General features: G+C 66.5%; 22 protein-coding genes and 1 pseudogene. 4 read left to right on the top strand and 19 right to left on the bottom strand.

Features of this window, described 5'->3' with window-relative positions:
- Positions 1-55: 55 nt before the first annotated feature.
- The 17 genes and pseudogenes from AIOL_RS20835 to pyrF all read right to left on the bottom strand — a co-directional run bounded on the left by AIOL_RS20835 (position 56) and on the right by pyrF (position 17,032).
- On the bottom strand, positions 56-382 hold the full coding sequence (locus AIOL_RS20835) for a hypothetical protein (RefSeq protein WP_049644748.1): 327 nt from the start codon (positions 380-382) through the stop codon (positions 56-58).
- Positions 375-1,715: a Hint domain-containing protein gene (locus tag AIOL_RS20830; protein WP_152912622.1), complete on the bottom strand. Its 1,341-nt coding sequence runs from the start codon at positions 1,713-1,715 to the stop codon at positions 375-377. Before AIOL_RS20830 ends, AIOL_RS20835 begins: the two co-directional genes overlap by 8 nt.
- A gap of 126 nt (positions 1,716-1,841) precedes the next feature.
- The gene (locus tag AIOL_RS20825) at positions 1,842-2,912 is read right to left on the bottom strand and encodes an NAD(P)/FAD-dependent oxidoreductase (protein WP_049645587.1); all 1,071 of its coding nucleotides are present in this window, start codon (positions 2,910-2,912) and stop codon (positions 1,842-1,844) included.
- Positions 2,913-2,990: 78 nt separating this feature from the next.
- Complete coding sequence (locus tag AIOL_RS20820; RefSeq protein ID WP_049644746.1) at positions 2,991-3,389, bottom strand: hypothetical protein; 399 nt, start codon at positions 3,387-3,389, stop codon at positions 2,991-2,993.
- 9 nt (positions 3,390-3,398) lie between these two features.
- Positions 3,399-3,635 (bottom strand): hypothetical protein, encoded by a 237-nt coding sequence (locus AIOL_RS20815; RefSeq protein ID WP_152912621.1) that lies wholly within the window; start codon positions 3,633-3,635, stop codon positions 3,399-3,401.
- A 177-nt stretch (positions 3,636-3,812) separates the two neighbouring features.
- The gene (locus AIOL_RS20810; protein WP_049644744.1) at positions 3,813-4,898 is read right to left on the bottom strand and encodes a BMP family ABC transporter substrate-binding protein; all 1,086 of its coding nucleotides are present in this window, start codon (positions 4,896-4,898) and stop codon (positions 3,813-3,815) included.
- Between the two features lie 47 nt (positions 4,899-4,945).
- Positions 4,946-5,860 carry an ABC transporter permease gene (locus AIOL_RS20805; protein ID WP_049644743.1) on the bottom strand — a complete coding sequence of 305 codons (915 nt, stop codon included), beginning with the start codon at positions 5,858-5,860 and terminating at the stop codon, positions 4,946-4,948.
- Positions 5,860-6,928, bottom strand: a pseudogene (locus AIOL_RS20800) (ABC transporter permease). Before AIOL_RS20800 ends, AIOL_RS20805 begins: the two are co-directional and overlap by 1 nt.
- 141 nt (positions 6,929-7,069) lie before the next feature.
- Positions 7,070-8,587 carry an ABC transporter ATP-binding protein gene (locus AIOL_RS20795; protein WP_049644742.1) on the bottom strand — a complete coding sequence of 506 codons (1,518 nt, stop codon included), beginning with the start codon at positions 8,585-8,587 and terminating at the stop codon, positions 7,070-7,072.
- Complete coding sequence (gene xdhC / locus AIOL_RS20790) at positions 8,584-9,546, bottom strand: xanthine dehydrogenase accessory protein XdhC (protein ID WP_049644741.1); 963 nt, start codon at positions 9,544-9,546, stop codon at positions 8,584-8,586. Before xdhC ends, AIOL_RS20795 begins: the two co-directional genes overlap by 4 nt.
- Positions 9,543-11,888 carry a xanthine dehydrogenase molybdopterin binding subunit gene (gene xdhB / locus AIOL_RS20785; RefSeq protein WP_049644740.1) on the bottom strand — a complete coding sequence of 782 codons (2,346 nt, stop codon included), beginning with the start codon at positions 11,886-11,888 and terminating at the stop codon, positions 9,543-9,545. The genes xdhC and xdhB overlap by 4 nt, the downstream gene beginning before the upstream one ends.
- Entirely contained in the window at positions 11,885-13,285 is a 1,401-nt protein-coding gene (gene xdhA, locus AIOL_RS20780) for a xanthine dehydrogenase small subunit (protein ID WP_049644739.1), read from the bottom strand. The genes xdhB and xdhA overlap by 4 nt, the downstream gene beginning before the upstream one ends.
- A 193-nt stretch (positions 13,286-13,478) precedes the next feature.
- Positions 13,479-14,123, bottom strand: coding sequence for an SDR family NAD(P)-dependent oxidoreductase (locus AIOL_RS20775; protein ID WP_049644738.1), 645 nt, complete (start codon positions 14,121-14,123; stop codon positions 13,479-13,481).
- Between the two features lie 5 nt (positions 14,124-14,128).
- Positions 14,129-15,049, bottom strand: a complete 921-nt coding sequence (locus tag AIOL_RS20770) for a ribokinase (protein WP_049644737.1) — start codon at positions 15,047-15,049, stop codon at positions 14,129-14,131.
- A gap of 1 nt (position 15,050) precedes the next feature.
- Positions 15,051-15,503, bottom strand: coding sequence for an RbsD/FucU family protein (locus AIOL_RS20765; protein ID WP_049644736.1), 453 nt, complete (start codon positions 15,501-15,503; stop codon positions 15,051-15,053).
- 60 nt (positions 15,504-15,563) lie between these two features.
- On the bottom strand, positions 15,564-16,217 hold the full coding sequence (locus AIOL_RS20760; RefSeq protein ID WP_049644735.1) for an SGNH/GDSL hydrolase family protein: 654 nt from the start codon (positions 16,215-16,217) through the stop codon (positions 15,564-15,566).
- A 98-nt stretch (positions 16,218-16,315) separates the two neighbouring features.
- On the bottom strand, positions 16,316-17,032 hold the full coding sequence (gene pyrF, locus AIOL_RS20755; RefSeq protein WP_049644734.1) for an orotidine-5'-phosphate decarboxylase: 717 nt from the start codon (positions 17,030-17,032) through the stop codon (positions 16,316-16,318).
- Positions 17,033-17,209: 177 nt separating this feature from the next.
- Between pyrF and clpB the strand changes: the two genes are divergently transcribed.
- Positions 17,210-19,825, top strand: coding sequence for an ATP-dependent chaperone ClpB (clpB, locus tag AIOL_RS20750; RefSeq protein WP_049644733.1), 2,616 nt, complete (start codon positions 17,210-17,212; stop codon positions 19,823-19,825).
- Between the two features lie 53 nt (positions 19,826-19,878).
- Here clpB and AIOL_RS20745 read toward each other — a convergent pair whose 3' ends face one another.
- Entirely contained in the window at positions 19,879-20,550 is a 672-nt protein-coding gene (locus AIOL_RS20745; RefSeq protein WP_049644732.1) for a flagellar hook capping FlgD N-terminal domain-containing protein, read from the bottom strand.
- Between the two features lie 15 nt (positions 20,551-20,565).
- Positions 20,566-22,953 carry a flagellar hook-length control protein FliK gene (locus AIOL_RS24640; RefSeq protein ID WP_082152712.1) on the bottom strand — a complete coding sequence of 796 codons (2,388 nt, stop codon included), beginning with the start codon at positions 22,951-22,953 and terminating at the stop codon, positions 20,566-20,568.
- A 118-nt stretch (positions 22,954-23,071) separates the two neighbouring features.
- On the opposite strand from AIOL_RS24640, the gene AIOL_RS20735 reads away from it, so the two are divergent.
- The 3 genes from AIOL_RS20735 to AIOL_RS20725 all read left to right on the top strand — a co-directional run bounded on the left by AIOL_RS20735 (position 23,072) and on the right by AIOL_RS20725 (position 25,229).
- Positions 23,072-23,392, top strand: a complete 321-nt coding sequence (locus tag AIOL_RS20735; RefSeq protein ID WP_082152711.1) for a rod-binding protein — start codon at positions 23,072-23,074, stop codon at positions 23,390-23,392.
- Positions 23,379-23,732 carry a flagellar protein FlgN gene (locus tag AIOL_RS20730; protein WP_049644730.1) on the top strand — a complete coding sequence of 118 codons (354 nt, stop codon included), beginning with the start codon at positions 23,379-23,381 and terminating at the stop codon, positions 23,730-23,732. Before AIOL_RS20735 ends, AIOL_RS20730 begins: the two co-directional genes overlap by 14 nt.
- A gap of 225 nt (positions 23,733-23,957) precedes the next feature.
- Complete coding sequence (locus AIOL_RS20725; protein WP_049644729.1) at positions 23,958-25,229, top strand: flagellin; 1,272 nt, start codon at positions 23,958-23,960, stop codon at positions 25,227-25,229.
- Positions 25,230-25,301: the final 72 nt, after the last annotated feature.

The raw sequence follows: 25,301 nt of genomic DNA, 5'->3' as shown, positions 1-25,301 counted from the left end.
TCGGCTTCGCCTGCGGGGGAGCGATTGGCGCCACGATTGAATGGGGCACTTGGTCTCAGGTGGCCCGCTTGCGGCGCCACCAGCGCAGCCAGATCGCGCCGCGGCGGCGCAGCCGTATGATCGCCCCGCCGATCCAGGGCCGCAGGAACGGCAGGTCCAGCGCCAGTAGCAACAGCCCCAGCGGCAGCATCCACAAGCCCAGCACCGGCAGGAACGCAAAGACGCCGCCCAGGATCAGGAATATGGCAATCGGCACGCGCACGATGCCCCAGCCCCGCGCCCGCAGCGCGGACAGCGGCGCCCGCATAGCCGGGGCCAACGCCTCGATCCAGCGGAACTGGCGCTCTATGCGCCGCACATTGCGCTTTTCCTCGTCACCCATGCGCCCTTAGCTGGGTCTGCCTTGCAGAAACGTCAAGGGGCAGCCGTGGCTCTAAGGGCAATTCGGCAAGCCTCCTGGCCTTGGACACGGTCAGGCAGGGCAGCACGGGGCGGCGGTAGTCCAACCCGCGGTCATGGATCAGCGATTGCACCTTGCGCGCCTGGCTCAGCCCCAAGAACGACATCGCCGAGACGCCGGGATAGAAGCTCTCAACCCAGGCCCCATTGGCGCGGACCAGGCTGTGGCGCTCTAGCAAGAGGCTGAAATAGGTCGCCGACCGCACGCCATGGCAGCTGCGGACACCGGGCAGGCCCAGCAGCCCCTTCGCCGGCGCAAGAACCGCCGCACCGGTGGCGTCCCGCATCAGCATCCGGTGCTGCGGCGAGACCCGCAGCGCGCGTTTAGGCTGGTCCGGACCTAGCGCTCCAATTTTGAATTCAATCGGCTGGTGACGCGCGTTGCCCGGCGCAAAATCCATCCGCTGCCGCCCGATCCAGCAGATCTCCACCGCATCGCCGCGCGCGTCCCGCACCTTATCGCCCAGGCGCAGCGCCTCGACCGCGACCTCGCCCCGGGGCGTTGCGATCCGCGTGCCCTGCGCGAAGCAAACCGGCCCAGTGCCCGCAAAGCTGTCAAAGTCGCTGAAGCTAAACGTGCTGCCACCCGGCAGCGTCACGGTGCCGTCTAGGTTCCAGCCAGAGGGCAGGCTGTCGACCCCCACCGTGTAGTCCGTGCCCCCAATTGAGATCACGCTTCCATCCGGGAGCGATAACGTGTCGGACCCAATGCTTGCGTTGATGGAGGAGCCGCTGCCAAACTCTGTGCTGCCCGTGATCTCAATAACGTTGGTGCCACCGCCGATGTTGAAGGTCGTGCCGCTGGCAAAACTCACATCCTCAAGCGTGATAATGCTATCGCCGAAGCCCGTGCTCATCGATGTGCTCGTCACATCCACGCCCGAAAGGTGAACGTCGAGCGTGCCACTGCCCCAAACGACCGGTCCACCTATCGTGCCCCCGGACCATGTCAGCTGTAAATCCGTACCGCCGAAGTCGAAGGTTCCAATCGTATCCACATTCGTCAGGTTCAGGGTCACATCGCTCATCTGGCCCGTGAGCCCGGAGATGGTCGAATCCGAGGCCGTGATGTCCATCGTGCCCAGGCCTCGGTCGATCACCCCGATCATAGAATTCGTGATCGTGACGGTCGAATTGCCACCGCCAAGGTTGATGTCGTCAATCGGAGACCCCTGCGGGGCACCGTTCAGCGTGCCCAGGTTGTTGGACACGTCTATCGTGTCATTGCCAAAGGTCGTCCCATAGAGATCGGGCATCGCGCACTCCGCCAGGCCGCCACGCGGGCTGCCAGCCGAGGTCACCACAAAAACCCGAAGATTCTGTTATCAATTGCACTAGCGCGTCATGGCCGCGGCGCAGCAGTGCCTGCGCAACGCGGTATTTTACCTCTGGAAGCGCGCCGGAGAGAGCGCCTGCACCACCGATGGGTCAAGCTCTGCTGCACGACCGCCCAGCACATCCGCCGCAAGCTGGCTATAGGCTGGGCAGGATTGGATGCCATAGCCGCCCTGCCCGGCCACCCAGACAAAGGTCTCCTCTGCGGGATCGCGCCCGATGACCAGCGAGCGGTCGGGCGAGAAGGTCCGCAGCCCCGCCCAGGTCATCTCGACGCGCGTGACCGGCTCGGTCACATGCGCCTCGTAGCGGGCGATCCCCTCGGCCAGCACCATGTCGTCGGCCCAGGCGTCCTGCGGCGGCACGGGGTCCTCGTCGGCGGGCGAGATCAGCCACTTGCCCGCGTCCGGCTTGGCGTACCAGGTCTCGCCCGGACCAAAGAGCACCGGCCAGCCGCCGACGTCCTGCCCGCCCGGCGCGGGCACCCGCGCCATCGAGCGGCGGCAGGGGGTCACGCCCAGCGGCGCGATCCCAGCCAGCTTGGCGATCTCATCGACCCAGGCCCCGGCGGCGTTCACCAGGATGCGCGCCTCATAGGTGGCACCTGGCGCGATCGCGGCCCAGCCCAACTCGGTGCGCGCAATCGCCGAGACCGGCGCCTTCGTCACGATCTCGGCGCGGTTCCCCCGTGCGGTGCGCGCGAAGCCCTGCAGCAGCGTGTCGGTGTCGATCTCCAGCGCGTCATGGTGGTACCCCGCGCGCGTGATCTCGTCGGCGATAATGGGAACCATCGCGCGGGCCTCGGCGAGGGTGACCTCGTCCATGCCCAATTCGGCGATGGTCTCGCCCGTGGCGGCGTCCTCATGGGGCAGCCCCACGCATAGGAAGCCGCGTGGGCTCAGCACGCCCGCCGCCTCGTGATAGGCGCGGCTGGCGCGGTTCAGCGCGATGGTCGAGGGCGAGCCGTAATTCTCCTCGAACATGGCCGCCGAGCGCCCCGAGGCGTGGTAGCCCAGCGCGTCCTCGGCCTCTAGCAGCACGACCGAGCCCAGCTCGGACAGGCGCGCGGCGGTGGATAGCCCCGCCATGCCGCCGCCAATGATCAGAAAGTCCTTCATGCGGATCAGCTTGTCGGGATTAGCCACAAATGAAAAGCCCAGAAGCGACCGGCCAAACACGGGGCCGGTCGCAGTGCTTTATTCGGCGGCCACTGGCTCCGCCGGGAGCCGCACCACAAGGTCGCAGCTTCTGCAGGCCTCGGCGCCGGTCTGGTGGTACCACCGGCAGTCGCCGCGGATGGTGCAGGGCGGCAGAGTCTTGGCCCTGACATCCTGGGGCAGCGTCGCGATATGGTCCAGAACGCGGTCGATCAGCCCGCAGGCCTGGCCCGTCCAATGGCCGCAGCCGCCCTGCGCGCAAGGCGCCGCAAAGCGCATCCGCGCCTCGGGCTCGCCCTGGCGCTTGGCGCGCGCAATGAAATCGGCGTCGACCTCCAAGGGCGTGCGCAGCGGCTTCACGCGGCCATCGGCCCCAAGGGTTCCGATAAGCTTGGCACCGGGCGCCGCCCGGGCGCTGGGGCAGGTGAGATCCGCCATCGCAGCGCCCTAGCGCAGCTCTTGGAACGCCGATTCCAGACGCTTCTGCGAGCGCAGCACGTCGTCGAATTCCGGGCCGATGATGATACCCCAGGGGAAGGGCCGCGGAAACCGGATCGCCAGCGGCTTCTCCATGCGCAGATCCGCGACATGGGACAGCGCGACCTTCTGCAGCTCGGCGTTCAGGGCCTCGGCGGCGGCGTTGCTCATCTCCATGTCACCGAGGTCGATTACGAATCTAGGCATAGCTTTCTCCTTAATAAATTATGTCCTGCGCTAAATTAATGCGCGACTCTTTCATAGCATATACACGCGAATGGGGATTGGTCCGGAATTCCGGACCCGGCTGAAAACAGCAAAGACCCGCCGATCCCGGCGGGTCTCCTTCTTTTTGACGGGCAGTGGGCCTGCGGCCCACGACCCTTAGTTCGGCACGTCGCCGGTCAGGCCTTCGACGTAGAAGTTCATACCGGCCAGGCCGTCATCGCCAAAGTCCGCCGCGGTCTCGCCCTCGGCCAACCAGACAGAGCCGTCCTGCTTGTTGATCGGCCCGGTGAAGGCGTGATAGCTGCCATCGGCCAGCGCGGCCTTCAGCGCCAGCGCCTCGGCCTTCACTTCGGCGGGCACGACGTCCGAGATCTCGCCAATCTCCACCATGCCAGGCCCGATGCCGTCCCAGGTGTCCGTGCTCTCCCAGGTGCCATCCATCACGGCGCCCACGCGGGCGACGTAGTAGGGCGCCCAGTCGTCGATGATCGAGCTGATGCGCGGCGCGGGCGCGAAGGCGGCCATGTCAGAGGCCTGCCCGAACGAGTAGATGCCCGCCTCTTTCGCCACCGCCTGCGGGGCGGTCGAATCGGTGTGCTGCATGATCACGTCGGCGCCCTGGTCGATCAGCGCCTGCGCGGCGTCGCCCTCTTTGCCGGGATCGAACCAGGTGTAGACCCAGACCACCGAGAACTCGACATCCGGGTTGGCCTTCTTGGCGTGGATATAGGCCGAGTTGATGCCCCGCACGACCTCTGGGATCGGGAAGGACGCGATATAGCCGATCTTGTTGGTCTTGGTCATCTTGCCCGCGATGTGCCCGATGACGGCGCGGCCCTCGTAGAAGCGGGCCGAGTAGGTCGAGACGTTGTCGGCGCGCTTATAGCCGGTGGCATGCTCGAACTTCACGTCCGGGAACTTGGCCGCCACGTTGATCGTGGGGTCCATGTAGCCGAACGAGGTGGTGAAGATCAGGTCCGCGCCCTGCAGCGCCATCTGGGTGATCGCGCGCTCGGCATCCGCGCCCTCGGGCACGGTCTCCTGGTACATGGTCTCGACCTTGTCGCCATAGGCCTCCTCGACCGCGAGCAGGCCCTGGTGGTGCTCGTAGGTCCAGCCCAGATCGCCGATCGGGCCGACATAGATGAAGCCGACCTTTGTGGGCTCGTGCCCGTCGGCGGCGGCGAAGCCCGCCGTGCCGAGCGCCAGCGCGCCGGCGGCCAGAATTGATTTCAAGTTCATTTGGTTCTCCCCAAGTGTGGCGGCCCTACCGGCCGCAATCCTAGCCCCTATCCAGAGGCGTGAAAACTTCGACCAAGCGCGGCGGGCGCGTTCAGCGCGGCCCGGCCCCGCCCGGATGACATGATGACCAGCACCAGGATGGTTATCAGATACGGGCTCATCGACAAATACTCTACCGGCACCGCAAGCCCCGCGACCTGCAAATTCAGCTGCAAAACGGTGACCCCGCCGAAGAGATAGGCACCGACCAAAACCCACACCGGCTTCCAGGAGCCGAAGACCACGATGGCGAGCGCGATCCAGCCCGCGCCCGCGGTCATGCCCTCGGTCCACTGGCTGACGCGCATCAGGCTCAGATAGGCCCCGCCCAGCCCCGCGCAGGCCCCGCCGAAGGCAATCGCGGCGACGCGCACATGGATGACCTTGTAGCCCAGCGCATGCGCCGCGTCGTGGCTCTCGCCCACCGCGCGCAGGATCAGCCCGGCGCGGGTGAACTTCAGGAAGGCCCAGACCGCCGCCACCAGCACCAGCGCGAAGATCACCATCACGTCCAGCCGCCCCAGGTCGTCGCCCAGGAAGGACAGCCGCAGCCCCGCGGTGGAGGGCGGGCGCAGCTGCAGGTACTCGGTGCCCAGCAGGGCCGACAGCCCCAGCCCGAACAGCGTCAGCCCCAGCCCCGTCGCCACCTGGTTGGTCATCAGGTACTGCGTCAGCGCCGCGAAGATCAGGCTCAGCAAAGCGCCCCCCACCGCCGCGCCCACGAAGCCCAGCAGCGGCGAGCCCGTGTTGATCGCGAAGATGTACCCGCAGACCGCGCCCACGACCATCATGCCCTCGACGCCCAGGTTCAGCACGCCCGCCTTCTCGACCACCAGCTCGCCCACAGCCGCCAGCAGGATCGGCGTCGCCGCGATCATCAGCGAAGCGAGCAGGATCGCCGGGTTGATGTTAGAAAAGTCCATTACGCCGCCCCCCGCTGGCCAAGCCGCACCCGGTAATTCGCCAGCACGTCCACCGCCAAGAGGAAGAACAGCAGCATCCCCTGGAAGGCCTGGATCGCGCTCGCGGGTAGTTGCAGCGAGGTCTGCGCCGCCTCGCCGCCGATGAAGGTCAGCGCTAGGAGGAGCCCCGCCAGCAGGATCCCAATCGGGTTCAGCCGCCCCAGGAAGGCCACGATGATCGCGGTGAACCCGTAGCCCGAGTTAAAGTCGATGGTGATCTGCCCGGCGGGCCCGGCGACCTCAAAGAGCCCCGCCAGCCCGGCCAGCCCGCCGCTGATCCCCAGGCAGACGACCACCAGAAGCTTGGGCTTGACCCCCGCGAACCGCGCCGCGCGCGGGCTCTCGCCGGTCAGGCGGATCTGGAAGCCCAGCATATGGCGGCTCAGCATGATATAGGCGAAGATCACCGCGATCAGCGCGGCCACCACGCCCATATGCATGCCGGTGCCTGCGATTAGCTCGGGGTTCGCGGCGGCCTCGTATTGGCTCAGGTTCCGGCTGCCCGGGAACCCCGCCCCGTCGGGGTTGCGCAGCGCGCCCAGCGCCATCGACGCCAGAAGCTGCTCGGCCACATAGACCAGCAACAGCGAGACCAGGATCTCGTTGGTGTTGAACCGCGTCTTCAGGATCGCCGGGATCATCGCCCAGGGCGCCCGCGATCACCATCAGCGGGAAGATGATCCACAGATCGGCGGGGTAAAAGGCCAGCCCCACCGCGGCGCCGCAGATCGCGCCCAGGATATACTGCCCCTCTGCGCCGATGTTCCAGATGCCCGCGCGGAAGCCCAGGCTCAGCCCGATGGCGATCAGGATCAGCGGCCCCGCTTTGACCAGAAGCTGCCCGCGATAGTACCAGGCGAACTCGCCCAGCAGCGGGTCGTAAAAGATCGTCTTGATCGCCAGCACGGGGTTCTTGCCCAGCGCCGCGAACATCAGCCCGCCCGCCAGCATGGTCAGCGCCACCGCCAGAACGGGCGCCGCCGCGGACCAGACCCGGCTGGGCTGGGGGCGTTTCTCAAGCCGGATCACGCGGCGCACCCGTCTCTGGCCTGGGTTTTGGCGGCGGCACCCCATGCTTCTCCGGTTTGGAAATATCCCGGGGGGAGCGCGAGGGGGGCAGAGCCCCTCTCGCCCACCGCGACGCGCAATGCGCGGCGCAATACCTTCGCGTTACCCATGCGCGGCCTCCAGATCATGCGCGCCGCCCATCATTTGGCCGATCTCCTCAGCGGTCAGACCGAGCGCGGCGCGCGGCGGGGTCAGGCGGCCCTCGTTCAGCGCGGCGAAGCGGTCGGATATCTCCATCAGCTCGTCCAGGTCCTGGCTGATCACCACCACGGCGCAGCCCTCGGCGGCGAGGTCCAGCAGGGCCTGCCGGATCGCCGCGGCGGCCGAGGCGTCCACGCCCCAAGTCGGCTGGTTCACCACCAGGCAGGTGGGGCGCTGTAGGATCTCGCGCCCGATGACGAATTTCTGCAGGTTTCCGCCCGACAGCGACCGCGCGGCGTTGCCCGGCCCCGGCGTGCGCACGTCAAAGCCCGCGATGATCTTCTCGGCGAACTCCCGCGCCTTGCCCCAGCGCAATAAGCCCCGGTCCACCAGGTCCTCGCGGATCGCGCCGGTCATCAGCGCGTTCTCGGTCAGCGTCATATCCGGCGCGGCGGCGTGCCCCAGGCGTTCCTCGGGCGCGGCCAGCAGGCCCAGCTTGCGGCGCGCGTTGGGGCCCAGATGCCCGACGGATTCCCCGTTCAGGATCACCGAGGCCGGCCCCGTGGTCACCTCTCCGGACAGGGCCGCCAGCAGCTCGTCCTGCCCGTTGCCCGCGACACCGCCGATCCCCAGCACCTCGCCCTCATGCACAAAGAGCTTCACGGATTTCAGGCTGGTCCCAAAGGGCGTCGTAGAGGGCATGGAGAGCCCGCGCAGGCTCAGCACGACCTTGCCGGCCTCCTTGGTCTCTCTTGTGGGGGTGTGCAGGGTCGAGCCCACCATCATCTCGGCCATCGAGCGCGCGCTTTCCTGCCGCGGATCGCAGGTCGCCACGACCTTGCCCAGCCGCAGGATGGTCGCCCCGTCGCAGAGCGCGCGGATCTCCTCCAGCTTATGGCTGATATACAGGATCGCCGTCCCCTCGGACTGCAGCTTGCGCAGGGTGCCGAACAGGATCTCGACCTCCTGCGGGGTCAGCACCGAGGTCGGCTCGTCCATGATCAGCAGCTTGGGGTCCTGCAGCAGGCAGCGGATGATCTCGACGCGCTGGCGCTCGCCCGCCGACAGATCGCCGACCAGCCGGCCCGGGTCCAGTGGCAGGCCATAGGCCTCGCTGACCTCGCGGATGCGGGCGGCAAGCTGCCCCATCTTGGGCGGGTTCTCCATGCCCAGGGCGACGTTCTCGGCCACGTTGAGCGCCTCAAAGAGCGAGAAGTGCTGGAACACCATGGCCACGCCAGCGGCGCGGGCGGCATGGGGCGTGGCGGGGGCGAAGGGCTGGCCATTGAACAGCATCGCGCCCGCATCCGGGCGCACCAGCCCGTAGATCATCTTGACCAGGGTGGACTTTCCCGCGCCGTTCTCGCCCAGCAGGGCATGCACCTCGCCCGGGGCCACGCTGAAGGACACCGCGTCATTGGCCACCACGCCGGGATAGGCCTTGGTCAGCCCCTCGATCGCCAGAAGCGTTGCGGTCATAGTTCCATCCCCGTCCCTAGGCTGCCCGGCAGGCGCCTGAGATCAAGTAGCCTCGCCGCGACCCCGATGGCAATCGCGTGCGGGTCTTTTCCAAGCTCTTTTGCGCCAATCGGGCACTCTATGCGATCAATTTGGGCCTCCGCGTGGCCCAGCTCGCGCAGGCGCTTGCGGAACCGCGCCCATTTCGTGGCCGAGCCGATCAGCCCGGCATATTCAAACGGGCGCTGCAGCACGGTGTGGCAGAGCTCTAGGTCGTAGTCATGCTCGGGCGTCATGATGAAATGCGCCGCCTCGGGCGGGGCCTTGGCCATCACGGCCGTGGGCGGGACCTGGTCCGCGCGGTGCACGCTTTCGGGCAGCGCCGCCATCAGATCGGGCCGCACATCCGCCACCCAGGTCTCGAACTGCGGCAGGGGCGCCAGCACCCGCGCCAGCGCCTGGCCCACGTGGCCCGCGCCGTAGATATAGACCGGCTGGCGGTCCTCCCAGACCTGCTCGACCAGCCAGCCCTCGACAAGCTGGGTCTTGATCGCGCCGGACATCTCCGACGACATCGCAAGCTTGCGCCGCAGCTTCTGAGGCAGGGGCGCGTCGCCCTCGACGCGGCGCAGGAAGATCCCGGCAAAGGGCCAATCGGCGGCGTCGATCTCGTCGCGCGCCCGCGCGGCGTCCCAGGCCTCGGTCACCAGGGTCACCGCCCCGCCGCAGCATTGCCCCAGATCCGGGCCCAGGGCGTGGCGCGTCACTATGGTGGCGCGATCCTTCAGGATCTCCCGCGCGCGCTTGGTCGCCGCATGCTCCAGATGCCCGCCGCCGATCGTGCCCTGCTGCCCGTCCCGCCAGACATACATCGCCGTGCCGGTATCGCGCGGGGCCGAGCCCTTATGCTCGGCGATCACGACGCGCGCGACGCTGCCATGGGCGGCGATCAGGTCCGCAAGGCGCGACAGGTCGATCATGCCTGCACCCTCTGCACGGCGCGGAACACGCGCTCCGCCGTGGCGGGGGCGTCCAGCGCGGGGTAGGGTCCTTGTTGCCCTATCGCTTCGCTGCTTGAGGGCCCGCCGCAGGCCGCCACCGCGTCCGACAGCGCCATCAGCGCCGAGATGCCCAGCATCAGCGGCGGCTCGCCCACCGCCTTGGAGCGATAGATCGTCTCCTCGCGGTTCTGCGCGTCCCACAGCGCCACGTTGAACACGTCCGGGCGGTCGCCGCAGGCGGGGATCTTGTAGGTCGAGGGCGCGTGCGTGCGCAGCCTTCCCTTGCCGTCCCACACCAGCTCCTCGGTGGTCAGCCAGCCCGCGCCCTGCACATAGCCGCCCTCCACCTGGCCGATATCCAACGCCGGGTTCAGCGAGGCCCCCGCGTCATGCAGGATGTCGGCGCGCAGGATGCGGTTCTCGCCCGTGAGCGTGTCGATCACCACCTCGGTCACCGCCGCGCCATAGGCGAAGTAGAAGAACGGCCGCCCCCGGCCCTTCACCCGGTCCCAGGTGATCTTGGGCGTCTTGTAGAACCCCGTGGCCGAGAGGCTGACCCGCCCCTGGTAGCATTCCTGCGCGGCCTCGGCGAAGGGCAGCTTGGTGCTGCCGATGCGCACCTCGCCACCCTCGAATTCGACCTCCTCGGGCTTGGTCTGGTGCAGCTCGGCCAGATGCTCGGCCATGCGGTCGCGGATCGTCTCGCAGGCGGCCTTGACGGCCATGCCGTTCAGGTCCGACCCGCTTGAGGCCGCCGTGGCCGAGGTGTTGGGCACCTTGGCGGTGTCCGTCGCGGTGATCTTCACCGCCTCCAGCCCCACGCCAAACGCCTGCGCCGCCACCTGCGCCACCTTCTGGAACAGCCCCTGCCCCATCTCGGTGCCGCCGTGGTTCATGTGGATGGACCCGTCCTGGTAGACATGCACCAGCGCGCCCGCCTGGTTCAGATGCGTCAGCGTGAAGGAGATGCCGAACTTCACCGGCGTCAGCGCGATGCCCTTCTTCAGGATCGGGTTGGCGGCGTTCCACTCTGCAATCGCCGCGCGCCGCGGGGCGTAGTCCGAGGATGCCAGCAGCGCCTCCACCATCCCGTGCAGCTCGAAATCCTCGACCGGCTGGCCATAGGGCGTCTCCTGCGGCTTCACCTTGTCAGAAATACGCATGCCCGCCCCATCCGCGGGCGCGGCGTAGAAGTTGAGGCGCCGGACATCCACCGGGTCCTTTCCCAACGCGTGCGCGATGTGGTCCATGACGCGCTCGATCCCGACCATGCCCTGAGGCCCGCCAAAGCCGCGGAAGGCGGTGGCGGACTGGGTGTGGGTCTTCAGGCGGTGGCTCTCGATCCTGACCGCGGGCAGATAATAGGCGTTGTCGGCATGCAGCATCGCCCGGTCGCAGACGGGCAGCGACAGGTCCTGCGCCCAGCCGCAGCGGGCGTATTGCGTGAAGTCCACGGCAAGAACCCGGCCCTCGTCGTCAAAGCCCGCGCGATAGGCGATCCGGAAGTCATGCCGCTTGCCGGTGATCACCATGTCGTCATCGCGGTCATAGCGCATCTTGCAGGGGCGGCCCGTGGCGCGGGCGGCCACGGCGCAGGCCACAGCCAGGGCGTTGCCCTGGCTCTCCTTGCCGCCAAAGCCGCCGCCCATGCGGCGGGTCTCGACGCGCACGGCGTGCATCGGCAGGGCCAGGGCCTCGGCGACCTTGTGCTGGATCTCGGTGGGGTGCTGGGTGGAGCTGTGCACCACCATGTCGCCGCCCTCCTGCGGCAAGGCCAACGCGGCCTGCCCTTCGAGGTAGAAGTGCTCCTGCCCGCCGATCTCGATCTGCCCCTGGACCTGCCGAGGCGCGCCCGCAAGGGCTGACGAGGCATCCCCTTGCTGCCAAATGACAGCCCCGCCTTCGAACCGGCTATCCGCGGCCAGCGCGTCGTCAATCGTCAGGATCGCGGGCAGCTCCTCATAGGACACCACGCCCAGCCGGGCGGCCTTGCGCGCGGCCAGGTGGGTCTCGGCGACCACCAGGAACAGCGGCTGGCCCAGATAGAACACCTCGCCCTCCGCCAGCAGGGGCTCGTCATGCACGGAGGGCGAGACGTCGTTGGCCGCCGGCAGGTCCCCTGCCACCAGAACCGCGACCACCCCGGGGGCAGCGCGCACGGCGGCGATGTCCATCGCCGCGATCCTGCCGCGGGCGATCTCGCAGAGCCCGAAGGCCAGCGACAGCGTGCCCTTGGGCGCGGGGATGTCGTCGACATAGCGCGCCTGGCCGGTGACATGCAGCCGCGCGGCGTCATGGGCGGTGGCCTGGCCCACGCTCACGGGGTGACCTCCAGCACGCTGGCCTGCGCGCCCACGTCCTCCAGGAAGTAGCGCACCAGCATGTTGCGCGCGGCCTCCAGCCGGTAATCGGCGCTGGCGCGCATGTCCGAGAGCGGCGTGAAGTCCTGGTCCAGCGCCCCAAGTGCCGTACCAACGGTCTCCTCGGTCCATTGCTGGCCGAGGATCGCGGCCTCCAAGGCCGCCGCCCGTTTCGGGATCCCGGCCATGCCGCCGAAGGCGATGCGCGCCGCGCGCACCTCGCCACCCTCCACGGTGACGTTGAAGCAGCCCAGGACCGCCGAGATGTCCTGATCGAACCGCTTGCTCAGCTTGTAGCATTTCAGCCGGTCGGGCTGGCGCTTAAAACTCACCGCCTCGACGAACTCCCCCGGCGCGCGGTCCTGCTTGCCATAGGCGAGGAAGAAATCCTCCAGCGGCAGCGTGCGGGTCTCATCGCCCCGGCGCAGATGCAGCGTGGCGCCCAGCGCGATCAGCGCGGGCGGGCTGTCGCCGATGGGCGAGCCGTTGGCGATGTTGCCGCCCACCGTGGCGGCGCTGCGCACCTGCTCGGAGCCGTACCTCCGAAGCATCTCGGCGAAATGCGGGTGATGCGGCGCGATAGCCTCGCGCAGATCAGCGACGGTGGCCATGGCGCCGATCTTGATCTGGCTCTTCATCGCGGTGATTTTCTTCAGCGCCGAGATGCCGCCCAGAAATGCCACAGGTTCCAGCGAGCGCAGACCCTTGGTGACCCAGAGCCCGACATCCGTGGCACCCGCGATCAGCGTCGCGTCGGGGTGCTCCTGATACCACGCCGCCAGCGCGCCAATGGTGCGCGGCATCACGTAGGGTGGGTGGTTCTGCCGCGTAGCGGCAGGTTCGCCCACCGCCCCTTTAAGTGGCGTCAGATCCTCGGCCATCCATTCCGGCACCGGCTGCGTGGCGGCGGCCTCGGCGGCGCGGATGATCGGCGCATATCCGGTGCAGCGACAAAGATTGCCCGCCAGCCGGTCGTCGTGATCCTCGGCGCCGGCTGCGTGCGCCACAGCCATCGCGCAGACAAAGCCCGGCGTGCAGAAGCCGCATTGCGACCCGTGATGCGCGACCATGGCCTCCTGCACAGGGTGCAGCGCGCCGTCCGGGCCCGCGATGCCCTCCACGGTGCGCACTGCTTTGCCATGCAGCTGCGGCAGGAACAGGATGCAGGCGTTCAGCGCCTTCGGCCCCTCCGCGTCCGTCACCATCACCGTGCAGGCGCCGCAATCGCCCTCGTTGCAGCCTTCCTTGGTGCCGCACAGCCCGCGCTCCTCGCGCAGCCAGTCCAGCAATGTCCGCGTGGGGTTCACATCGTCGAGATGAACGGGCGCCCCGTTCAGCAAAAACGCGATGTCCGGCATAGACTCAAAGCCGCCGCTTTCTGTTTGACCTGGGATTTCCCTCGGTGCCCGACCCGATGCGACGTAAAGCCGGGGCGTTATCAGGCGTTGATGAAAGCGGGTTTCCGGCAGCGTTGCAAGCAATTTAAGGACAGGCCCGGTCTTTGCATACACGTGGGCCGGGAAATGCACTTAGTTTGGGCGGGCTAAGGGCTTAAAAGCCGCGCTCTTGGCCATCGTAGCGAAAGAACTTGCCGGTGTCGGCCAGGGTCAGCCGCTCCGCCAGCGCCAGTATGCCCGCCGCGACCTCCTCTGGCGAGAGGTCCGCCGCAGCGCCGCCCATATCCGTGCGCACCCAGCCCGGGTCGACCAGGGCCACGGCGATGCCGTCGGGATCCAGATCCGTGGCGAGGCCCTGCATCAGCTTATTCACCGCCGCTTTCGAGGCGCGATAGGCGATCCGGTCGGACTTGGCGTAGCCCATATAGGACATCTGCGAAGAGACGGTCAGAATCCGCGCGCCCCTTGCCTGCCGCAAGCTGGGCAGCGCCGCCTGCGCCACCGCCAGGGGCGAGAGCGTGTTGATCGCCAGCGTCTTGGCGAAGCCCCGGAAATCCATGTCCAGCGTGGACTGCCGCGCCGGGCCGATCACGCCCGCGTTGTTGATCAGCACATCTACCGGGCCCTCGAGCCCGGCCAGCGCGTCGACCACCGCCTCTGGGTCGTCAAGCTCCAGCGCGAAATCCGCGCCCTCGCCGGTGCGGGTGGTGGTGAGAACCTCGTGCCCTTCGGCCTCGGCGGCCCGCCGCAGCGCCAGGCCAATCCCGCGATTGGCGCCTGTGATCAGATATCTTGCCATATGCCTCAGCCTTGTTTCGCCAGAAGCGCGTCGATCTCGGCGCGCGCGGGCATGGAGGGTGCCGTGCCGGGGCGGGTCACCGATATGGCCGCGGTCGCGCAGCCGAACCGGACCGCCTCTAGCGGCGCCCTGCCTTCAGCCAGTGCCGCCGCAAACCCGCCGTTGAACGCGTCCCCCGCGCCGGTGGTCTCGACCACCGCGCCCGCGTCCATCGCGGGCACATGCACCGATTCCGTCGCGCTGTGATAGAGCGCGCCGTTCTCGCCCAAGGTGATGATGGCGCAGCTGACGTCTTTGGCCAGCAGATGCTCGGCGGCCTCGCGCGCCTCGTCCAGCGTGCTCACCGGCAGGCCGGTGATGCTCTCGGTCTCGCTCTCATTCGGGGTCACGTAGTCGCAAAGCGCCAGCATCTCGTCGGCGATCTCTGCGGCCGGTGCGGGGTTGAGGATCGTCGTGGCCCCGCCCGCCCGCGCGATCTCCAGGGCGCGCTGCGCGGCCTGCATGGGCTGCTCGAGCTGGGTCATGAACACATCCGCGCCGCCGATCAGGTCGCCGCGGGCCTCGATATCGGCGGCCGAGATCGTGCCCGCCACGCCGGGGCAGATGATGATCGCGTTGTCGCCCGTGGCCTCCTCGACAAAGATATAGGCCGCACCCGTGGCCATGTCTTCGTGCTGGGTGACCGCCGGGGTCACCCCCGCCGCGCCCCAGACCTTCAGCGCCATATCCGCGAAGGGGTCGATCCCAAGCTTGGAGATGAAATGCGCCTCCCCGCCCGCCTTGGCGCAGGCCACCGCCTGGTTCGAGCCCTTGCCGCCCGGGCCAAGCGCAAAGCTGTTGCCCATGATCGTCTCGCCCATCCTGGGCGCCCGGTCGGCGCGATAGGTGGTGTCGGCCACGAAGACCCCAAGGATCACAACTGGCATGTCATTCCTCCGGCGGGATCACGCCCTTGCGCAGCATGAAGCAGCCGTAAAAGCGCCGCTCGCCGGTCTGGATCACCGCGTAGCTTTGCTTGGCCAGGTCGTAGAAGGCGAAGCGCTCGATGCTGACCATCTGGCGCACGGCGCCCTCGGCGGCGTTTATCGCGGCTTGCACCTCGGCCTGCACGGGCTGGATGTCGTCCGGCGCGCCGACGACCTCCATGCGGCCTGCGAAGTCGTCGACGAAGCTGTCCAACGGCAGCACCGACAGCACGGCCTCCACGGCCTCTGCCGCTGTCAGGTTCTCCATCCGCAGAAGCTCGCCCAGCGCGGTCTCGCGGGCGACCGAACCGCTGGGGAAGTTCGTGTCCGCGATGATCAGCACGTCGCCATGCCCCATGTCGCGCAGCGCATAGAGCACGTCCGCGTTCAACCGCGGGTCAATTCCTTTGAGCATAAATTCCTCCCGTTTGCCGCCTACCGTAGGGTGGGTGGTTCCGCTCTGGCAAGAGCGGGTTCACCCACCGCCCAGCATAGAGAGCGCCTTGGCGGCGATGGCGCGCCCTATGGCGGCCTGCGCCTCGGCGGTCAGATGCACGCCGTCTACCGGGTCCACCTGCGCGACGGGCGCTAGGTCGAGGAATCCCGCGCCCTGGCGCTCGGCGATTTTCTCCAGGTATCCTGGCAGGGCGCGCGACTTCTCGGCGCCGCCGGCGAAAAGCTCTCCTAGATAGCCGACCTCCTCGATGGGCACCGGCGCCACCAGCAGGACCTTGGGCGCGCGGTCATTCGGTCCGGTATCCGAGCCTATGGCCAGCTTTGCCAGCCGTTCGATGGCCAATGCGATGTCGATGGGCGGGGCGCCGAACCGTGCCTTAAGGTCGTTGGTGCCCAGCATGATCACCAGCAGGTCGATGGGCCGATGCGACTCCAAGAGCGCCAGCAAGGTGCGTTCCCCGTTGCGGTGCTTGCCCTCGATGGGGTCGTCATAGGCGGCGTTGCGGCCGGACTGGCCCTCGGGGATGACATCGTAACCGTCGCCCAGAATCCCGGCCATGACGCTGGGCCAGCGCTGCGCCTTGGGGAACCGCCTCCGGTCGTTCCAATCGACCATGGCGATGGTGCCGTGGGTGTTGCTGTCGCCGAAGCATAGGATCGTCTTGTCGCTCATTGTGGTCTCATCGCTTTGAATTCGCCGCAAGCCTAGGGGGTTTCGCAGACCGACGGAATACCGACGTTTTGCCGACGCAAAACCGACGCTGAAATTTGCTAGTGTCGGGGTCTGTTGACTGGCGCCCGCGGCAACTCGTCCAGGATCGCTTGTGCTGCGGCGCGCGGGTCCGGCGCGCGCCAGATCGGGCGGCCCACAACGATGTGGTCTGCCCCGGCGGCGATGGCGCTATGTGGGGTTGCGACGCGCTTTTGATCGCCGATTTCTGCGCCTTCTGGCCGCACACCCGGGGTCACGATCAACCGCCCCTTGGCTTCGGGCAACGCCCGAATCTCCACCACCTCTTGCGGCGAGGCGATCACCCCATCCGCACCGGCCTCCAGCGCCCGCCGGGCGCGCTCCACGGTGATCTCATGGATGTCCCCGGGCACGATCATGCCCGCGTCCAGATCGGCGCGATCCAGCGAGGTCAGCACCGTAACACCCAAGATTTTCATGGGCTTACCCGACGCGCCCTCCTTGGCGGCGCGCACTACATGCGGGTCGCCATGCACCGTCAGAAAGTCCAGGTCGAACTGCGCCAGCCCGCGCACCGCGGCCTCGACCGTGGCGGGGATGTCAAACAGCTTCATGTCCAGGAAGATGCGCTTGCCGTGCTCGTCCTTCAGCTCGTTGGCCAGCGCCAGCCCGCCCCCGGTCAGCATGCCCAGCCCGATCTTGTAGAACCCCACCGCGTCGCCCAGCCGCTCTGCAAAGGCCAGCCCTTCCAAGGCGTTAGGCAGGTCTATCGCGGCGATCAGGCGGTCGTCGGGCATGCGGGCTCCATATTTTTAAGGCGGTCGCGCGGTGTATGGCGACTGCGCGCGCGCCGGTCAACCGAACATCTTGCAACCGCCGGTTAACGCCCCCATCTCTATGCTAAGGCTTGACACTGCCGCGGGCTGCCTTGCGGGCGCGGCGCCGGACAAGCGCTTGTAAAGAAGGAGAGAACCATGGACTTAGAGAAGTTCACGGAGCGGTCGCGCGGTTTCCTGCAGGCGGCCCAAACGATCGCCCTGCGTGAGGGGCACCCACAGCTAACCCCCGAGCATCTGCTAAAGGCCCTGATGGATGACGACCAGGGGCTGTCGGCGAACCTGATCAAACGCGCCGGTGGCGCACCCGGGCGGGTGCGCGAGGCCGTCGACACCGCCGTTGAGAAGCTGCCCAAAGTGTCCGGCGACAGCGGCCAGCCGATGATGGAGCGCCAGCTTGCGAAGGTCTTGGACGAGGCCGAGAAATTGGCCCGCAAGGCCGGTGACAGCTTTGTGCCCGTCGAGCGCATTCTGACCGCCTTGGCCGTGGTCCGCTCCAAGGCCAAGGACGCCCTGGACGCGGGTGCCGTGACCGCGCAGGCCCTCAATTCCGCGATCAACGACATCCGCAAGGGCCGCACCGCCGATAGCGCCAGCGCCGAGGACGGCTATGACGCGCTAAACAAATACGCCGCCGACCTGACCGAGGCCGCGCAGGCGGGCCGCATCGACCCCATTATTGGCCGCGACGAAGAGATCCGCCGCGCCATGCAGGTGCTGTCGCGCCGCACCAAAAACAACCCCGTTCTGATCGGCGACCCCGGCGTGGGCAAGACCGCCATTGCCGAGGGCCTGGCCATTCGGATCGTCAATGGCGACGTGCCAGAGTCCCTTAAAAACAAAAAGCTTATGGCGCTCGACATGGGCGCGCTGATCGCGGGCGCCAAGTATCGCGGCGAGTTCGAGGAACGCCTCAAGGCCGTGCTGAAAGAGATCGAGGCCGCCGCGGGCGAGGTCATTCTCTTCATCGACGAGATGCACACGCTGGTCGGCGCCGGCAAGGCGGATGGCGCGATGGACGCCGCCAACCTGATCAAGCCCGCTCTGGCGCGGGGCGAGTTGCACTGCGTCGGCGCCACCACGTTGGACGAGTACCGCAAATATGTCGAGAAAGACGCCGCCCTCGCCCGCCGGTTCCAGCCCCTTCTGGTCGAGGAGCCAACGGTCGAGGACACGGTCAGCATCCTGCGCGGCATCAAGGAAAAATACGAGCTGCATCATGGCGTTAGGATCGCCGACGCCGCGCTGGTCTCGGCCGCAACGCTGAGCCATCGCTACATCACCGACCGCTTCCTGCCGGATAAGGCCATCGACTTGATGGACGAGGCCGCAAGCCGCCTGCGCATGGAGGTCGACAGCAAGCCCGAGGAGTTGGACGCGCTCGACCGCGAGATCCTGCAAAAGCAGATCGAGGCCGAGGCGCTGAAGAAAGAGGATGACAAGGCCTCGAAGGATCGGCTGGAAAAGCTTGAAAAAGAGCTGTCCGACCTGCAGCAACGCTCTGCTGAGCTGACCGCAAAATGGCAGTCCGAGCGCGACAAGCTGGAGTCCGCCCGCGGGCTGAAGGAGCAGCTTGAGCGCGCGCGCGCCGAGCTGGAGGCCGCCAAGCGCGACGGCGATCTGGGCCGTGCGGGCGAGCTGAGCTATGGCATCATCCCGCAGCTGGAAAAGCAACTCTCCGAGGCCGAGAACGGCGAAAGCGACATCGTGGTCGAAGAGGCCGTGCGGCCTGAACAGATCGCCCAGGTCGTGGAGCGCTGGACGGGCATCCCGACCTCCAAAATGCTGGAGGGCGAGCGCGAGAAGCTGCTGCAGATGGAAGACGAGCTGGGCAAGCGGGTCATCGGCCAGCGCGCCGCGGTCAAGGCCGTGTCAAACGCCGTGCGCCGCGCCCGCGCCGGGCTGCAGGACGAGAACCGTCCGCTTGGCTCGTTCCTGTTCCTGGGGCCCACCGGCGTCGGCAAGACCGAGCTGACCAAGGCATTGGCCGAGTACCTCTTTGACGACGACAAGGCGATGGTCCGCATCGACATGTCCGAGTTCATGGAAAAGCACGCCGTCGCGCGGCTGATCGGCGCGCCTCCGGGCTATGTGGGTTACGACGAGGGCGGCGTGCTGACCGAGGCGGTGCGGCGGCGGCCCTATCAGGTGGTGCTGTTCGACGAGGTCGAAAAGGCGCACCCGGATGTCTTCAACGTGCTGCTGCAAGTGCTGGATGACGGCGTGCTGACCGACGGCCAGGGCCACAAAGTCGACTTTAAGCAGACGCTGATCATCCTGACGTCGAACCTGGGCTCGCAGGCGCTTAGCCAGCTGCCTGAGGGCGCCGATTCGGCGCAGGCCCGGCGCGATGTCATGGACGCGGTGCGCGCGCATTTCCGGCCCGAATTCCTGAACCGCCTGGACGAGACGATCATCTGCGATCGCCTCAACCGCGGCGACATGGACGGGATCGTTAAGATCCAGCTTGGGCTTTTGGAGAAGCGCCTTGCGCGGCGCCAGATCGGGATCGAGCTGGACGAGGGCGCGATGCAATGGCTCGCGGACGAGGGTTATGACCTGGTCTTTGGCGCGCGGCCTTTGAAGCGCGTGATCCAGCGGGCGTTGCAGGATCAGCTGGCAGAGATGCTATTGGCCGGGGACATCCTGGACGGCGACATCGTGCAGGTCACGGCGGGTGCTGAGGGGCTGATCGTGGGCGACCGCATCGCGCGCTCTGATCGGCAGCCGCCTGAGGACGCCGTTCTACACTAAGCGTTGGTGCTTGGCGGCGGGGCACCCCTCCTCGCCGCCAAGCCAGCCCAAAGCTAGAGCAACTGCAGGGGCTCGCGCAGTGCTCCGATATCGTTCACCGAGACCTCAACCTCTCCGGCCGTGATCAAAACGGTTTGGCCGTTCTGCTGCCTGGCCTCCACGATCATGGTGTAGACATCGACCGGCGCCGACGAGAGCAGCTCGTCGTTGCGGTAGCTCTCGACCTCGAAAGAATAAAGCCCCGTTGGCGCAGCACCGCCGTCAAACTGACCGTTCCATTGCAGCAAATCGTCGGAGACATTCATCGCAAGCCGGTCGATTTCGTCACCGGCCTCGTTGCGGACCACCAAGACCGCGGCATCCGCAGTCCTCTCGGGCTCGGGCGCGATCGTAATGGGCGCCCCGCTAAAGAAAGCCGCCACCGGCGCGCGCGCCTCCATCCCGACCCAGCCCGCATATTGCGCCATCCCGGTCAGCGTCATCTGGCCCGCCAGGTCCTGTAGCAAGTCGTTCGTGAGAACCTGCTGCTCGACGCCCGAGAAGGTCGCGAGTTGCACCGCGAAATCCTCTGACTTCACCGGTTCCAACGGGTCCTGGTTCTCCAGTTGCACGGTAAGCATGCGCAGGAAGGTCTCGAAATCCGACGATATCCCCGACGTAGCGGAGCCGCTGGAAGAGGAGGCCGAGCTTGCGCCATTGGCCGTGGTGTTTGGGTTGATCTCCATGCTCGCCTCGTTGCGCTAAAGTCGAATGTCCACGCCGCCCTCAACCGAGGTGCGGCCCTGCCAAACATCCTCATCATCGGGCTGCTCCTCTGACACGGCGCCGCCCGCGCCGAACGCCAAATCTTGCTCGGCGTCGCTGTCCTGCCTGGGCTGGCCCTCGCCGAAGTCGAACGAGATGTCGCGATAGCCAAGCTGGCGGAATTCCTGGCTGAGGATATCAAGGTTGCGCCGCATCAGATCCGCGGTCTCGCCACGCTCCGCCAGCAAAGAAACGCTGACCGCGCCATCGCTAAGGGCCAGGGTCATGCGGATCCGCCCCAACTCTTCTGGCCGCAGAGAGATCTCGACCGTCCCCTCGCGCATTGGCTGAGCATGGGACAAAAGCTGTTGGGCGGTGTGCTGCGCCATGCGCGCATCGGGCAGGGTGCGCGGCGCCTCAACCGTCGCCTGAGTCGTTTGCGTGGTGGTACCGGCAACCAACGGGACGTCTCCGCGGGGGGCGTCCTTCATCGCGCCCAGCTCGCCCTCAAACCGGTCAAAACCCGCGCCCGCTGGCGTCGGCGCCAACGCCACCAGTGGCTGCTGGACGATGTAGGGCGTGGGAATTGTCGGCGTCGCTTGGTTTGCACTCGGCGCCGAGGGCGCGGATGGCACGTCCACCCGGTTCCTGGCCGCACTGATCCGCTCGCCTTGTGGGCTGCGCAGATCACTTTGCGCAGGTGACGCAATCCCAGGCCCGTAGGCGCGCCGAACTTGATATGCCGACGAAGGCCCCAAAGGCAGACCTATGCCAACCGGGTTCGGTTGCCCGATGCCGGCAGCAGAGGGCGCGACGTGGGTTTCACGCGCCTCAGCCCGCCCGGTGCTTGGCAGTGGCGGCTCGGGCGCGGTGTCCGCCGCGCTCACCGGCCGCCCTTGGACGGCCGTATTCGGCGCCTCCGCAGGCGTGCCGGTGCCAAAGGCAGCGCGCGCCGGGGCGCCGTCCGTCGCGCCATAGGCCGGTTGCCCAACTGCGCCCCGGTTGCCGGCCACATCCCCTTCGGAACCGGTTGATCCGGGCGAAAGATTGGTGGGCAGTCTTTGCTCGTCCTGCGCGCGCAACTGCGCAAGTTCTGCGGCGCGCTGCACGGGCGTCTGGCTGAATTCTGTCGGAGCGGTCGCATTCTGGACGCCTCCGACGATTGTTCGAGCAACGCTCGACGCAGCGTCGGATTTGCTGTCCGAAAGGCGCCCCGCCCCGTTAGAGGCTTGCGGCAATTGCCCGAATTCTGGCGACGTCGTCGGGCTTGGCAACGCCCGGGACTGGACCTTTACCGTATAGCCCGCATCCGGCACGCGCATCACGGTGGACCTGTCGGGCATCGCGGCGCCATCCGTGCGGGCCGCGCGTTGGTCCTGCGGCGTTTCGGCGCCCTTGGGCGGCTCTTTACCCGCCACACCGGGCGCCTCGGTGTTCGATACCGGGCGCGCCTGCTGATGATTGGTGACAGGTACTGCCAAGCGCTCGCGGTTTGGCGCGGTCGCGGCGCCCCCTGAGATAGAGGCATCCGTTTGCGTGCGACTTGATGTTCCAGCCGCCTGGCTCGCTGCCTTAGGCTCAGTCGGACTTGCTTGCCCGACCAGAGGCGCGCCCGTTGCGGCCTTAGCCGCAGCGCCAGCATTGACTTGCGGCGCCTCGCCGCGAGTGATCGGGGGGGGAGCGCCACGCGTTTCTTGGTTGTGCGTAGCAGTTGCCGCAGAGTCTCGCGCGTTGCCGGGCGTTGGAATCGGAGCCTCTGAACGCGCAACGTCCACTGCCGGTTTTGCCGATAAGGCACGTGTGTCTTGCGCCGCGACGTTGGTGTCAGGGGTCGCAGAGCGGGCGCGCGATTCGATTGCGGCGTCCGCGGTCGCGATTTTCGTCTCTGTAGCAGAGCCAGGCGCGACATTAGCATCAATCCGAGCGGTTTTACTGGAATTGCTGTGCGATACATCCTGCGGGGCCCCGCCGAGGGCCGATCGCGTATGCGCCTCCTGCGCCACCAAATGCGCGGGGAGAGCAGGCTTGCCGGACGGCGCATCCTTCAAGCCGAATTCCTGACCACTGTTGTTCAGATCGCCCCGTTGCGCATCAGCTTTAACGACTGAATTTTCCAGAAGTTTCTCTGGATCCACCGGCTGCGACCCTATCTTCAGCTCGCGCGGGGTAAGATCGCTTTGCTCTGCCGAGTCGGCCGTCACGGGCCCGCGAATCATCTTGTCAGGAAGGGCCGCTTCCTCGTTGTCCGCGCCGCCTTCGGACGATGCGAACTCAAGAAACTCGTCCTCAAAGGAACCTTCGCCGCTGGTTTCATTTGGGATGTCAATTCGCGCAGAAACCTCTGTTTTTGCTGCGATCTGACCGAAGTATGGGATTGTTTGCATGCTGCACACCGGGGTTTCTGCCGCCTTTGTGCTAGGTATCTCCGACAAGAGTTACCGTATCTTTACCAGTTCCGCGCAAGAACCCATGCAATTAGTTCGAATTGTGCGGAGTGTCGTGATGGACGCAGTGACAAATCCCCTGGCCGGTCCCGGCCAACAATCAGCGCAGCGTGGGGACCTTCGCCAGACCGCCACAGAGAGCGGCGACGCCAAGCTGCGCGCGATTGCGGAACAGCTAGAGGCGTCCTTTCTTGCCGAGATGCTGAAGCACGCCGGTGCCGGCGCCTCGCGCGAATCCTTCGGAGGCGGCGCTGGCGAGGATCAATTCGGATCCTTCCTGCGCCAAGCCCATGCCGAAGAAATCGCCAAGGCCGGCGGGATCGGCCTGGCCGAGCATCTGTTCGAAGCCCTAAAGGAGAGAAACGATGGGATTCTTTGACGTGCAAGACACGCATGAGGCGCTAGAGGATCTCCTGACCCGGGAACGCGCCGCTATATTGAGTGGCGAGTACGAACGGCTCGAAGGGCTCGCCGTTGAAAAAGAGCGGCTGGTGAACGCGCTGGCCAAGACCCGCGTGGATCCCGATGTTTTGACGCGACTGCGCGAACAGACAGAGCGCAACGGCATTCTATATGACGCCATGCGGGCCGGGATTGGATCGGCGCTGGACAGGCTGCGCGCGATGCGCGAACCGCGCCCCGGGCTAAGCACCTATGATCAATCCGGGCAAAAAACAGAGATGGCGACGCCAAGCTCAAAGGAGGTACGCCGCGCCTAACACCTTATGTTAACTATGAGTTTTAGGCAATTCGGCACATCATCGCCACACGGCCTTCACACTCTTTTTCCTTTTTCGGTGGAGAACCGGGCCTGCACCCTGGGGGTGGCGCGCCACGGGATAACACCGTGGTCAGCACTTGTCAGAATGGCAATCGCACCCGCCCAAACGGGCGATTTCTACCTAATCGGCGCAAAATGCGTCGGCTGACAAAAGGAAAACCGAATGTCCAGCATTCTTACGAACAACAGCGCGATGGTCGCGCTGCAGACCCTGAAGGGTATCAACTCCAACCTCGCCAAGACCCAAGAGATGATCTCGACCGGTAAGGCCGTCGGCTCTGCCAAAGACAACTCCGCAGTATGGTCGATCTCCAAGGTTATGGAGTCGGACGTGCAGGGCTTCAAGGCCATCTCGGACAGCCTCGCGCTCGGTGAATCCACCGTCGCTGTTGCTCGTCAGGCCTCGGAGACTGTGACTGACCTGCTCACGCAGATGAAGGACAAGATCGTCGCGGCGCAGGCCGACAACGTTGACCGCTCCAAGATCCAGGACGACGTTGAAGCTCTGCGTGGCCAGATCAAGTCCGTTGTGGGCGCTGCCCAGTTCAACGGCCTGAACCTGGTGGATGGTTCGTCGACCGAGTTTAACTCGAACGGCAATCTGGGCGCGGATATCCTGTCATCCCTCGACCGCGACAACTCTGGTGGTGTGACCGTTTCGAATATCGGTGTGGACGCGCAGAACCTGTCGACCACGGCTGGCACCTCGGTCACTGCCGTGACCGCTGACACCGCCACTCTGACCGAAAACGGTGGCCTCGACGACGAGGTGATCGTTGCCCTTGGCGCGGCGTTCTTGGATACTTTGGGAACGGCAGTTGGCACGACGGCTCAGAAAGCCTCTGAGGCTGGTGTCGACACTGCTGTAACGACCGGTCTGGTCGAAGGCGACGTTATCCGCCTAAAGATCGGTGACACCGAAGGCTCCTACGTTGTGCAGCAGAACGACACCAACGATGCCGTTCTGGCCGGCCTGAAGAACGGCCTGCAGCAGTCCGGGCTTAACACCTCTGACTTCACACTCGACTTGGGCGTCACCGGTCAGTTGACGGTGACCAACAACACCAGCCAGGCTGGTATTGGCGTGACCCTGACCCAAGAGCGTGGCTCTGGCGCGCTCGCGCAGCTTGAGACCATGGATGTGAGCACCTCCGCCGGCGCGACCACGGCACTCGGCAATATCGAGAGCATGATCCAGTCGGCCACCGCATCTGCTGCGGCGTTCGGCTCGGTTGCTGGTCGGATCGAGACGCAGTCGGACTTCATCGGCAAGCTGACCGACTCGCTGAAATCGGGCATTGGCGCGCTGGTGGACGCCGACATGGAAGAAGCCTCGGCACGTTTGCAGGCGCTTCAGGTTCAGCAGCAGCTGGGCATCCAGGCGCTGTCCATCGCGAACCAGTCGCCGCAGTCGATCCTGTCGCTGTTCCGGTAAGCTAATGGTCCGGGGCGCGCTCCCCTCGCGCGCGCCCCGGATCCGCCGTTTTCACACCACCAAACCCCATTC

The organism is Candidatus Rhodobacter oscarellae, from assembly GCF_001078595.1.
Taxonomy (GTDB): domain Bacteria; phylum Pseudomonadota; class Alphaproteobacteria; order Rhodobacterales; family Rhodobacteraceae; genus Rhodobacter_B; species Rhodobacter_B oscarellae.
The sequence above is the reverse complement of the archived record's forward strand: the minus strand, read 5'-3'. Positions and strand labels throughout refer to the sequence as shown.